The 13,164-nt window shown below is 29.0% G+C and carries 12 protein-coding genes; 4 read left to right on the top strand and 8 right to left on the bottom strand.

Annotated features, from left to right (window positions below):
* Window positions 1–140 precede the first annotated feature (140 nt).
* The 3 genes from TVTCOM_RS02665 to TVTCOM_RS02655 form a co-directional block, all read right to left on the bottom strand.
* Complete coding sequence (locus TVTCOM_RS02665) at window positions 141–2,009, bottom strand: PAS domain-containing sensor histidine kinase (protein ID WP_434798303.1); 1,869 nt, start codon at window positions 2,007–2,009, stop codon at window positions 141–143.
* Window positions 2,010–2,323: 314 nt separating this feature from the next.
* Complete coding sequence (locus tag TVTCOM_RS02660) at window positions 2,324–2,782, bottom strand: YdeI/OmpD-associated family protein (RefSeq protein ID WP_434798302.1); 459 nt, start codon at window positions 2,780–2,782, stop codon at window positions 2,324–2,326.
* A gap of 244 nt (window positions 2,783–3,026) precedes the next feature.
* On the bottom strand, window positions 3,027–3,956 hold the full coding sequence (locus TVTCOM_RS02655; RefSeq protein WP_434798301.1) for a DUF362 domain-containing protein: 930 nt from the start codon (window positions 3,954–3,956) through the stop codon (window positions 3,027–3,029).
* Between the two features lie 132 nt (window positions 3,957–4,088).
* Between TVTCOM_RS02655 and TVTCOM_RS02650 the strand changes: the two genes are divergently transcribed.
* Complete coding sequence (locus TVTCOM_RS02650) at window positions 4,089–4,649, top strand: DUF6143 family protein (RefSeq protein WP_434798300.1); 561 nt, start codon at window positions 4,089–4,091, stop codon at window positions 4,647–4,649.
* A 48-nt stretch (window positions 4,650–4,697) separates the two neighbouring features.
* Here the strand turns inward: TVTCOM_RS02650 and TVTCOM_RS02645 are convergent, their stop codons facing one another.
* Together TVTCOM_RS02645 and TVTCOM_RS02640 are read right to left on the bottom strand one after the other, a co-directional pair.
* Window positions 4,698–5,129 carry an N-acetyltransferase gene (locus TVTCOM_RS02645; RefSeq protein ID WP_434798299.1) on the bottom strand — a complete coding sequence of 144 codons (432 nt, stop codon included), beginning with the start codon at window positions 5,127–5,129 and terminating at the stop codon, window positions 4,698–4,700.
* A 170-nt stretch (window positions 5,130–5,299) separates the two neighbouring features.
* Entirely contained in the window at window positions 5,300–5,860 is a 561-nt protein-coding gene (locus tag TVTCOM_RS02640; RefSeq protein ID WP_434798298.1) for a hypothetical protein, read from the bottom strand.
* Between the two features lie 595 nt (window positions 5,861–6,455).
* On the opposite strand from TVTCOM_RS02640, the gene TVTCOM_RS02635 reads away from it, so the two are divergent.
* Window positions 6,456–6,671: a helix-turn-helix domain-containing protein gene (locus TVTCOM_RS02635; RefSeq protein WP_434798297.1), complete on the top strand. Its 216-nt coding sequence runs from the start codon at window positions 6,456–6,458 to the stop codon at window positions 6,669–6,671.
* 1 nt (window position 6,672) lies between these two features.
* Complete coding sequence (locus TVTCOM_RS02630) at window positions 6,673–9,057, top strand: VapE domain-containing protein (RefSeq protein ID WP_434798296.1); 2,385 nt, start codon at window positions 6,673–6,675, stop codon at window positions 9,055–9,057.
* A gap of 97 nt (window positions 9,058–9,154) precedes the next feature.
* Here the strand turns inward: TVTCOM_RS02630 and TVTCOM_RS02625 are convergent, their stop codons facing one another.
* The gene (locus TVTCOM_RS02625) at window positions 9,155–10,570 is read right to left on the bottom strand and encodes a hypothetical protein (protein WP_434798295.1); all 1,416 of its coding nucleotides are present in this window, start codon (window positions 10,568–10,570) and stop codon (window positions 9,155–9,157) included.
* Between the two features lie 313 nt (window positions 10,571–10,883).
* Between TVTCOM_RS02625 and TVTCOM_RS02620 the strand changes: the two genes are divergently transcribed.
* Window positions 10,884–11,558, top strand: a complete 675-nt coding sequence (locus TVTCOM_RS02620; protein WP_434798294.1) for a hydrolase — start codon at window positions 10,884–10,886, stop codon at window positions 11,556–11,558.
* A gap of 100 nt (window positions 11,559–11,658) precedes the next feature.
* On the opposite strand, the gene TVTCOM_RS02615 is transcribed toward TVTCOM_RS02620, so the two are convergent.
* A complete protein-coding gene (locus tag TVTCOM_RS02615) occupies window positions 11,659–12,390 on the bottom strand; it encodes a hypothetical protein (protein ID WP_434798293.1) in 732 nt (243 codons plus the stop codon).
* A 146-nt stretch (window positions 12,391–12,536) separates the two neighbouring features.
* Window positions 12,537–13,028: a GNAT family N-acetyltransferase gene (locus TVTCOM_RS02610; RefSeq protein ID WP_434798292.1), complete on the bottom strand. Its 492-nt coding sequence runs from the start codon at window positions 13,026–13,028 to the stop codon at window positions 12,537–12,539.
* Window positions 13,029–13,164 lie beyond the last annotated feature (136 nt).

Here is a 13,164-nt window from a genome sequence, read left to right as displayed (position 1 = left end):
ATGATAACATTTTCCATTGTATTATAATGTCGAATTTAGTGGTTTAATTATTTTTTTATGTATTATTTGATATTTATTGTAAAAAAAAGAAACTACCAAGCTATAAGCTTAGTAGTTTAACATGTACGATTCCAAATTATTTACACATATATATCTGAGAATTCGATGTTCATTCTATCTATTTTTGATTCATCAATGTTTATATTTGTAACAGCTACTTCGTCCTCTTCTACTCTATCTGGTAGAATTACTACAAACTCACTTCCTTTGCTTAACTCACTATTAAGCAATATTTCTCCACCATTTAACTCTACTAGAGATTTTACTAAGAAAAGACCTATACCACTTCCCTCATGTTCTGTCTTCATTTTATTTTTTACTTGTCCAAATCTTTCAAATACCCTACTTTGTTTAGATTTAGGTATACCTATTCCATTATCTTTTATACTTATTTTCACATTCTCTTTACAACTTATATTTACTTCGATATTTCCATTGGCTTTGTTATATTTAATAGCATTAGAAAGTAAATTTAATATAATTCTTTCCATATTATCTAAATCAAAACTAATTATTTTTTCTTCCTCATCTGTATCAAAAACTATGCTCATATTATTCATATTCACAAATTGTGACACAGACATGCATATGTTCTCCACAAAGCTAATAATATCGTAATTTTGTGGATTATATGAAAAATTCCCACTATCAATTTTAGTTGTATCTATTAAGTTATTTACTAGTTTCAATAGTCTATAACTATTTTGTTTCATAATGTGTGTATATTTATAAAAATATTCTTTTTCTTCACTTTTTAGCATATCAATTCTTGCTGATAATAATTGTATGCAGCTTAATATTAAAGTAACTGGTGTTCTTATTTCATGAGATACATTGGCAAAGAAATCCATCCTTAAAGATTCTAGTTTTTCCTCTAATTCCTTACGCGATGTTATATCACTTATTATACCGATTTTTTTAATTACTTTTCCATTTCCACCTAATACAGGTACAAATTTACTTTGTATCCATTTGTCAAATTTACCACTTCTTACTCTAACTATATTTGAAGTAACTTCTAAATTATTATAATCTCTACTTCCATCAATTAAATCAATATTCTCCCACTCTTCATGCCATAAAGTTATATCTTCATATAAAGATTCTGGATTAAAGCCAAATATTTTTTCAAAAGAATTACTTACATAAAGAGCTTTTTCTTTATTTCTTATTATTATTACATCATCTATATTATTAGATATTTCTTGAAAAAACTGTTCATTCTTTTTTATATCGTCTTTTAACTGAATTTTTTCATTCACATCTAGACCTATTCCAATGGTTCCTTTAATTTCACCATTTACATCTGTAATAGGCCATTTTACTTTTTGAAGATATTGTATTTTATCTCCTACTAATAATTTAACTTGATTCTCAAAATCACACTTCTTCTCTGCTTTAATTACGTTTTGGTCCTCCTGTATAAATATATCTGCCGTATCTTTTGCCCAAATATCATAATTACATTTTCCTATTATCTGTTTATATTCTAGATTAACTGATTCTGCAAATTTATTATTCACATCAACATATTTACCCTCTTTATCTTTTATCCATGCAAAAAATGGTGCAATTCTAATAATATCAGATATTCTTAATTGGCCCGTATTTAATGTTCTTAATATCTTAAATTTCAAGTGAAATCTATTATTTTCACCATTATATAAATCTACATTTATGAACAGTTCATTTTTAATATAGTGCTCATATGAATATTTTTTATTTAAATTAGATTTATCGAACACAGTATTAGAGCCTATAATTAGCCTATATTCCGATGGTAATAGATCTAACACATTAATTTCATACTGTTCTGATAATTTATTATAAGATTTATTCATGTCTATAATTTTTATCTCGTCTAATATTCCGTCATTATTTTCAACTTCAAAACAAACATATGCATCTTGGCTATCTTCTATTATTTCTCTATAAATTTCCTCCATCATATACTCCCCCATACTATAAATTAATTATTTCATTATATTAATACATTTATGTTTTGGATTTATATTAAATAAAATTAATAACCTAAGTTAGGCTATTATTCCCAATTTAAATATTTCAACAAGTAAAGTCTTTTGTTTGATTTTAATGATATTTCCTACCTTATATTTTAATTCAACTTTATAAAATATAAAACAAAAATACATAATTCCATGGGTATTTTTAATAAAAAAATCCCACTATGTCGTAAATAGAGTGGGATTTACTGATTATTATTTGGTTATGATAAATTTCCTTTGAATCATTGAAAATATATTTACAGTTTAATATTAGATTCCAACTTTAAAATTGCTTCGGTAATTCTTTTTCGTCTTGTCTCTTCTTTTTTAGAGCTTGTTATCCATTGATAGTATTTTCTTTTTGCTGAATATGATAAGCTATTATAAAACTTTAAAGCTTCTTTATTTTCATCTAATTCATTTTTAAAATCTTCTGGCATCTCCACTTCACGAACTTCCTCGTCTTTTTCTACTTGAACAGATATGCTATCTCCAGGACCTTTTCCCATTTGATTTCTTATAGCTTTAGTAATACCTATCATATAACAGTCTTGTCCCATTCTTACAATAGAACCTCTATAATCAATGTTATCAAACTTAACTTTTACCTTAACTCTCTTTGATCCAAATGCTTTTTCCACGTCAAAGGGAATCTCTATAAATGCTGCATCTTTATCTGGTACTTTTTTTATTACTGCTTCAAATTTATAACTCATGCGGTCCTCCTATAACTATAATTTTTTAATATTTGCCTTCTTTAACTAAGTATACATTATTGTCTTGATCTTTCAAGTTAAACATAAAAAAGTATATCTTACTAAAAATAGTAGGATATACTCTTCTTATATTTTCTAATTTATACTTATATTTACGCTGGTATTAGTTAGCCCTATTAATATAAGATATGATATAAGTTAATAAAAATGTAATATAACACTTACACATTTTAGCAAAAAATTATTATCCGTGAATATCCTTTAACTTTTCTCTATCCACTATACTTTCCTTATTTCCATAAGCTGCCCTACTAAATATTTTTTCTGCTTCTATTAAATCAAGTCCTTTTATAGTCATATTCATAGGATTAGCTTCTCCCAGTCCATCCTTGTAAAGCCCATACAAATAAGCGACTCCCTGTGGTAAAAAGCCAAGTAGTCTAGCTCCCACACTATCTGCTGCAACAGGGTCTGTACCTGCTATTAAAAGTCCTGGCGTATCTACTGCCTGACCGAATATTGGTCCTGTACTTATCATTGCCTTGTCTAAACTTATTATTGCTAAATCTATGGGAACTTTCTTTGCAAAACTTCTTATAAATCCATGTAAGTCTTCATGTATTCCTGTTTGTTTCTTTGGAAATCCATGCACACTTGCAGGAGGATAACCCATGGCAATATTTTTAATACTGGCTGTAACAGTGGCTTCTTCGTGATATTTTAGTTGAGTAAATGATATTATTACATCTGCTTCATCTAGGATTTTATTTATTGGTGTAGTTTTGATTATGTTATGGTCTAATTTTAGTTCAATAAATGGTCCATAATTCATATCTATAAATTCAACATTTTCTTCTTTTATTACTTTATCATATCCCACACTTGTCATAACCTGCGTGGTTTCTGCTCCACCAGATCCTGTTGCTATGTATATGGTTGATGGTTCTTTTGTTTTTACATATTGTATAAGTCTTTGTAAGGTTCTCGGACCAACTACAGCTCCATCTTTTGCTGATTTGTCTTTTACCCAGTTTGGTGTGATTATTACCTTGTCTCCTTTTTGTATTATTTTGTCTATAGGTAATAAATCCAAAGCTTTTTCTAATGATTTACCTTCTGTTAGCGCTTTTGTAATGGCAACTATAGGCTCTTTTATTTTACGATTTTCTCTCATGCTCTCACCTCTTTATATAAGTGTTTGCATTTATAGTCATTTAATGTAGATATTTATAACATTATTTTTTTTTATGAATATTATATGATAGGAGATTATTTATTTCCAAAACTTATAAGTTAGGTGATTATTATGTTATCAAAGGATACAAACTTAAACAAAGAAGTTTCTATTGAATATCCCTTATTTCAATCTCAAAAAGGACATTATTTTATAGGTCAAACTCCAATATTAACAGGCCCGGATTCTCAGGCTATAGCAGCTTTGGTCAATCCAAGATGTTCAGATGTAAATATTTATCTAAATGCTATAACCGTAACAAATATTTCTGGCGAAAGCCTTTCTGCAGAAATCTATCTTAGATCTACTCCTCCAAGAGGCGAATCTAGTCCTTATGTTAGCTGCACCAATGTTACTATTGTTCCTCCTCCACAACCAAATGGAGAAATAAAATTTAATAATATAGTTACTAATCCACCAGCTAATGGTGTACCAATATTCTCTAGAATAGTTCCTGGATTTTCAACAACAGTAATAGATGGAGGTCAAATAATTATCCCTCCAAATTCATGTATTCTTGTTTATCTTGGTGGATTTTTACCAGTAGAATTTGACAGTGCTATTGTTGCTTTTGGTTGGTGGGAAGAGAGAATAAATAAATATTGCTGTGAATCTCATTGCTGCTATAATTAGACTTTTTATGTAAGCCACCTGTTTTACAGGTGGTTTTTTATATAAGTTTTAGTCACAATGTATTTCCATTATATATTCTGCATATGCTGAATCTTCATTTTTCTGTTCTTTTACTATCTTAAATCCTCTATTCATATAAAAATCTACTGATTTTTTATTATCCTTATATACTGCTAAATTTAATTTTTTATACTTATTCATGACATAATTTATTAATTCTTTGCCTATTCCATTACCCTGGCAGTCTATATCAACAAATAATGCTCCTATAAATTCCTTATTTATTATACTTATAAAACCTTTTATGTTTTCCTCATCTTCATACACAAATGTGTCTGACATTGGTATATATACATCTTTTACAGTATTATAGTTGTTATTCCAATATTCTTCGTCTATAAAATCATGAGCTTTAATAGTACTTTTTAACCAGATATCCATTATTTTATCTATATCTTTATTTTCTATATTTCTTATCATATAAATTCCTCCTTATTTTCTTAATATATTCAATTTTATCACTTACTATAAAATAGTAATATAGTTCTACTTTGTTTTTATACTAAAAAAGTGCCTTAAGTAATTTTTTTACTACTTTAAGACACTTTTTATTTTATTTATTATTGTCCCTAAATGTATAAATATAAGCTTTATTTTTGCCCATTGATTAAGGTATATATTTTATAATCTTTCTCTTCAATTGATATAATTCCTAATTCGTACTGTTGCTCTATTTTCTTTATAGCTTCAAAATTGTCTAATCTCTTTCTATGTTGATTTATCTTTTCATTATATTCATATTCTGATATGATATCCATTGCTAGTGCTGCATCTAACTTCTCTTTTTCTTTTTTGAATTTTTCTTCTAGTGCATTTTTTTCCTTAATAATCATTTGATCTTTTATTCTTTTTTGTATCTCTACTAACTCTTTTTCTAACTCAGTTTTTCTAATCATTTTAGGATCTAGTACAGTAAGTATATCACTTACATCTATTCCTGGCATTTCATTAGTTTCTATAACATATTCAAGAAATTTTCGTCCTATTTGAGTACATGCAGAATCAATCTCTGAATTTATTGAGCTTATTTCTTTATTTACTCTAGCTAGATTTGCTTGCTCCATATTATTAACTGCTATTGTATTACTTATGTTATTTGCTGTTTTCGATATTGAATCCTTCATTACTTTAATATTATTAAAAAATGACATTCCTTCTTCCCCCTATAATTTATAACTTTTCATATTAATTATTTTCTTTTTTATTTATAACTTTTAAGTATCTAATATACTTCTTTATTTATAATTTTTAAACATCTAATATACTTCACCTTCATTATATATAATATTATAATACAAAAAATGTAAAATTATGTAATTAAATATACATTTTTTGTATTCTCATCTTAGGATTTTAATGATTACAAATAGATTCCTCTAAGAACTCGGAACTTTATAAACCCATAAAAAACCTTTTTTTCCGTACCAATTGTAACCTATAAATCTTTTGGTACTTAACAGGGTACTTTCCCTAAACAAAGTAATTCAAATAGTTATACTCCTCTTTGTTCTTAGAGTTCCTCCCCTCTATATTGAATATATAAATATAATAAATATAAATAAAATACACCATATGCACCTATATACGCCCGCGTAAGGGATTTTTTGCCTTCAGAACACACTTTGAGAACCTAATCTAATTTTTTATAAACCAATCTTTATCAAATAAAACTTCTAAATATTTATTTTACATTTATATTAAATTTCACTGATATGATTCTTTTATAAAACGGAAAGGAGAAAAATGATGAACTATGAAATTCAAAGGGATCAAATAAAGCAGCAGATGCTAAACAAAGGTTACTCCATAAATAAGCTGTCAAAAGAAAGTAAAATATCAAAGTCAACCATATCAAGAATACTAAACAAAACTTGTCATCCACGACCAGAAACTATCTACAAAATAGCTGTTGCACTTAACTTAGAAATAAAAGAAATAACAAATTATGAGGAGGAAATATAAAATGAAAATTGGAATTAGTATTGGGAATTCTCGCAAAGAGATCTACTGGAAATATGAAGAGATGGAATTGGAAGAGTTTAAAAAACGCATATCTTCTACAATTCGTACAGATGAAACTATGGCTGAATATGCAGCTTTGCCAAAAGCTCAAGCTGATGATATTAAAGATGTTGGTGGATTTGTTTTAGGAAGATTAAAATATAATAGACGAAGAAAAGATTGTGTCATAAATCGCTCAGCCCTAAGTCTAGACATGGATTATGCAACAGCGGACATAATTGAAGAAATGAAAAAATCTTTTGCTTTTAAATGTTATTTTTATTCAACACATAAACATACAAAGGAAAAACCAAGACTTAGGTTGATTATCCCTCTAAGTCGTACAGTTTCACCTGACGAGTATAGCGCCGTGTGTAGAAAAGTTGCCCAAGAAATAAACATAGAAATGTTTGATGATACTACATATGAGCCAAGCAGACTTATGTACTGGCCTTCCACATCAAAGGATGGAGAATTTATTTTTGAAGAAATAGGCGAAGATCTGTTAAATCCTGATAATTTCCTAGGAAAATACAAAGATTGGACAAATTCAAAAGAATGGCCCATATCTACTAGACAAAAGACAATTATAGAAACTAATGTGAAAAAACAAGCAGACCCACTTGATAAAAAGGGAATCATAGGTGAATTTTGCAGAGCTTATAATATTTGTGATGCTTTAGATACCTTTTTATCACATGTATATGAAAAAAGTGAAATCAGTGGTAGATACAACTATATTCCTGCCACTTCCCAAGGTGGATTAGTTATTTATGATGATAAATTTGCCTACAGTCACCATGCAACAGACCCAGCCTGTGGTAAATTAATGAACTCCTTTGACATAGTGCGAATTCATAAATTTTCTCATCTAGATGATAAAGCTACTGATAAAGAAAACTCATGCAAATCATCCTTCAAAGCCATGCAAAAGTTTGCATTGTCAGACGAAAAAGTAAAACTACAATTGGCAAAAGAACGCCAAATAGTAGCTCAGTCAGAATTTAATGTTGTTGATACAGATGAAGATGATGATGAAAACTGGCAAGCTACTTTGGAATTAGACAAAAATGGTGTGGTAAAAAGTAGCCTGTCAAACATGGCCAATATTATTCGTAATGATAAAAACTTAAAAAACATTGTATATAATGATCTAAAATCCAGTCTAGATGTAAAAGGAGAACTTCCTTGGAAACAAGCAAAACCTGGCTGGAACGACGCAGACTTATCTTGTATAAAACTTTATTGTGAAAGAGTCTATAAAATATGGTCACCTTCAAAATTCAAAGATGCATTGCTTGGCGTAGTTTCATCAGAGCGAATTTATCATCCAATCAAAGAATACTTTAGCACCCTTACTTGGGATAAAACACCTCGTATAGACACACTTTTGATAGATTATCTAGGTGCAGATGACAACCCCTATGTAAGAGCAGTTACTAGAAAAACTCTATGTGCAGCAGTTGCTCGTATTTATGAACCAGGAATTAAATTTGACTCCATCCTTGTACTGAACGGACCTCAAGGAATAGGAAAATCTACTTTATTTTCAGTGTTAGGGAAAAAGTGGTACTCAGACTCTCTAATAATATCCGATATGAAAGACAAATCATCAGCAGAAAAACTGCAAGGCTACTGGATTTTGGAACTGGGAGAACTTGCTGGAATAAGGAAAATGGATGTGGAAACTGTGAAATCTTTCATCACCCGCACGGACGATAAATTTAGACAGTCTTATGGAGTTAATGTGGAAAGTCATCCTAGAAGTAATATTATCGTTGGTACAACTAATTCAGAAGATGGCTTCCTTAGAGATGTAACAGGAAACCGTAGATTCTGGCCTGTTTATGTTACGGGTAAAGGTAAACACAAGCCTTGGGATTTGAAAGATGTAGATCAAATTTGGGCAGAGGCCATAGTAAGATACAAGGAAAAAGAAGAATTATTTTTAAAAGGAGATACATTAATTCATGCTAATATGGCCCAAAAACAAGCCATGGAACATGACGAAAGAGAAGGCATAATCCTTGAGTACCTGGAAAAATCACTCCCAGAAGATTGGAATAGCAAGAATTTGTATGAAAGACGTAACTTCATTCATGGTTATGAAGATTTTGAATCTAGTAAAATTAAAGGCTCTATAAAAAGAGAAAAAGTATGTATTATGGAAATTTGGTGTGAGTGTTTTGGTAATAATCGTCAGGATTTGAAGCGTGGAAATTCTTATGAGATTGAGGGTATTTTGAATAGGATTGGCGGCTGGGAGAAACTTTCTTCTAATAAGTCTGGCAAGACTAGGTATCCTTTGTATGGTCCTCAGAGGACTTTTGTTAGGAAGTTTAGTTAATTTTTAGAAGTATTTATAATAACCTTGTAGTTTCTTTTAAAATAGAACCCCCACTAAAAATATTGTAAATCTAAATATTCTTAGTAGGGTGTTTTATTTATATATATTTTTCTTTTATCTCCATTTCTTTTGCTATTCCTTTTATTAAAACATTATAATGAGTTATATAGCCTTTTTTCCTCATTTGAAAATTCTTTTCCACCATATTTTTTTTGACAATGTTTTCATTATTTAAGTTATACCATAGGCTCCATATATCTAAATCATCTATATTACCATACTCTTTTTTTAATACTTTAGAATAATCGTCATAGATGTTACTTTTCCTTATTGTTTTTTTCCCAAATCTACAAATTTCTACTTCAGAGGTTTCCAAATATTCACTTCTATCCACATTCCATCTATCTACTTCTATAAAATATATTTGTCCTTTATTATTTATAACTAAGATATTATCATAGTCTAAATCCTTATTCAAATACTCCTTAATTGTATAAAAAATCTTCATCATTATGCTAAATCTTTTTTTAATAAGATTTCTATAGATAACTTCTAAGTCATTCTTCTTGAAACAATAATTTTTGTGTACCCTATTCTTCACCAATGAAGTTTGTATTAATATGGAATCTTCAATAGATTCAATATGATTCCATGTAATTTTATAATCTTCATTACAATTATTTTGTATCTCAATATCAATATATCTTTTTAGTTTCTCTACTGAATATATGTATTCTTGTGATATATAGTCTACATTATCTGATACAATTTTAATTTTATTTTTATCATTATTAGGTAAATTATGCCATCTATTTATTGCATCAAAACTATTATCTTTGCCTTGTTTTTCTAAAATGGTTGCATAATCATTATATATTCTACCAATCCTTAAAATTTTTTTACCTAATCTACACAGGATCATTTCATTAGCCTTCAAATTTATTGGCTCATCGTATTTTTTATTTTTGGTGTATATAGTTCCTTTGCTGTTTATAATTAATATAGACTCATAATTAGGATTGTTTAAAAGCCTTGCTTTTACTATATCTCTTACAAATTTAATGTATAGGTAATCTTTATTTTCTAAGGTATAATATATATTTTTTAAATCTGATATAGTAAAATAATAGTCTACGATAACTTTACTTTTGCATGCATGTGTGCAAAGTTCAGCTCTTTTTTCATACTTTTGATGACTTATTTTTCTCAAATTATTCGGTTCAAAATCTATATGATAATCAAATTTATTGGCTATATGTCTATTATTTAAAGCCTTTAAATATACAGCTACTTTTCCTTTTATTTCAATCATATCCCCTACTTGTAATGATTCTAATAGATTAAATTTTGATTTTTCATACCATAAATGATCTGTTAGAAATTTATTATTTTCTACATTTATAATTTTAGTAAGTAATACTCTATTTTTTTCATTATTATCATTTTCTATTTTTCCTACTATAGCACTTACAGTTATTTCTTCTCCTAAATATGGTTTTAAAGATTTTCTCATATACTTGTCCCCCTTTTTCATGTCAAATTACCCTACAATTACATATGTTATCATTTATTACAGTTTTTGCAATATCAGTAAGTATGGTAACTAAGTATAACTATTATCATTTCTATAAAATACCTATTTACCACACATTTGTTTAAAATAAAAAAACTTGTCTAAATTAGAAAATAAAAATTATATTTAACAATAAAAATATAGGAAAATTAAGACTTCTGATTTATAATTAGATATAAAAATATTTTAGATAAACTTTAATATTAAATGTACAAATATTGTAAATATAAAATTTTTAAGGAGAATTCTATTTATGAAACAAAGACCAAGGTCAATAGATGGTACACTTAGAAAATCATTCTTACGTGTTCCTGAGGCAATTAGAGAATGCAGTGGTATAAATATTTTCGGAAAACGAATTAAATCCCTTGTTTTTTCAACTGACTTAGCAATTATAAAAAACGTAAATGCTGATGCAGTAATAGCTGTATATCCATTTACGCCTCAGCCAATAATTACACAATCTATTATTATGGCTTCTGATATTCCAGTTTTTGCAGGAGTTGGTGGAGGTCTTACAAAGGGAATTCGTTCAGTTATGTTAGGTACCAATGCTGAATTGCAAGGTGCTATTGGTGTAGTTGTTAATGCTCCAACATCTAACGGTGTAGTGAAAGCCTTATCCAACGCACTAGACATACCTGTTGTTGTTACTATTGTAAACGACGATACAGATATTCAAGCAAGAATAGATGCTGGCGCCACTATTTTTAACGTTTCAGCTTCTGTTGATACACCTAGGATAGTTGCAAAAATTAGACAGGCTTATCCTGACTTTCCAATAATAGCTACAGGTGGACCTACTGAGGAGAGTATAAAAAAAACCATAGCTGCTGGTGCAAATGCAATCACTTGGACACCACCTTCTGTTTCTCAATTATTTAAGGATGTAATGAATTCTTATAGAGAAAATTTGGATGCACATTAGTGTGTCGTTTTGATATAGAAAATACTATAAATCCAAAAGGGATACTATATTTATCACAATAGTATCCCTTTTATTCTTGCATTTTTATAAGTTGTTTAATCTAAAATGCACATTCAATACGGTTGATATTTCTATAATCTACAGCCATTGGTACAAATCTAATTCTACTTCCTTCACAAGATATTCTATATCCTTGAATACTTCTTCTATCAGCTCTATCTACTACCATAAAGAAGTTAGAAGGGCTAAAACCTCTTCTCATTTCTATTCTAACTATTGCCATTCTTCTACAGTTATTTATAGTAAATTTTCCCCCACCTGGTGATATAAAAGGCTGAGGAGATTGTCCTTGGCCAGGAGGAAAAGGCGGCCCTCCACCAGGAAATGTAAAAGGTTGCAAAGATGCTTCTCCACCAGGAAATGCAAAAGGTATAGTAGATACTTCAACATCATTTACATTATCATCTGTTTCTGAATTGTTGTTATCACTTTCATTGTTATATTGTTCGTCGTTATATTGTTCGTCGTTATATTGTTCGTCGTTATATTGACCATTGTCGTTATATTGTTCGTCATTATATTGACCGTTGTTATATGGACCGTTGTTATATTGACCATTGTTGTTATATGGTCCGTTGTTATATGCCCCATTATTATATGGCTCGTAATTCATGTCTTCTTCTGAAGGCATTACAGGCTCAAATAAACTGGCAACTTCTGTATATTCACTTCTCATATCCGCATCTGGATATGCTTCTTGTATCCCCCCAAGATATACAGCCATAAATTTGTAATAATTGTCCCAATATTCTTTCCAATAATTTGTGTCCATTGTTGATTCTCCTTTTTGTTATATAAATATTGTTCCATATATCATATGCAAATCTAGGAGAATGGTTCTTGTTTATAGGGGGTAAATAGGCGGGATTGAAAAAAGAAACATGCCTTTATTTTAGTGGAAAGCTCAATAAATTTTAATTACTCTATATTATTTCTTTTCTCCATTAAAATTGTATTTCTCCAATTCCCAAATTTATCTTTACCTATTTTTTCTCTATAGCCAACTTCTCTAAAACCACATTTTTTATGTAATTCTATACTTGCTAAATTATCTTGAAAAATTCCAGATTGCAAGGTCCAAATTCCTAGCTTTTCACTTTCATCTACAAGCTTTGTTAGTAACTTATATCCAATACCCTTTCTTTTATAATCATTGTGGATATATACACTTATTTCTGCTACGCCATCATATACACATCTACTTGAAATAGGTGTTAATGCTACCCATCCAACAACTTTATCATTATTTACTACCACATATCTACCATCCTTTAAATGAGCATTATCCCACTCTTCATAGTCTGGGATACAAGTTTGAAAAGTCCCCATATTTGTATCAATTCCCTGTCTATAAATTTCTTTAACTTGAAGCCAATCATGTGTATCCATTTTTCTAATAAAATAATCCATACTATTCCTCCTAAGTTATATTATTTTAATATATTCATCTATACTCAAATATTATTCAATTAGTATGGCCTTGTAAACTATCAATAACTCCATCTCAGATAAATTCAAGGACCAAGCCCTTGTTTCTAATCATTTG

Source organism: Terrisporobacter vanillatitrophus (assembly GCF_051148895.1).
In the GTDB taxonomy this organism is placed as follows: Bacteria; Bacillota; Clostridia; order Peptostreptococcales; family Peptostreptococcaceae; genus Terrisporobacter; species Terrisporobacter vanillatitrophus.
This window is presented reverse-complemented; position numbering and strand designations above follow the sequence as displayed.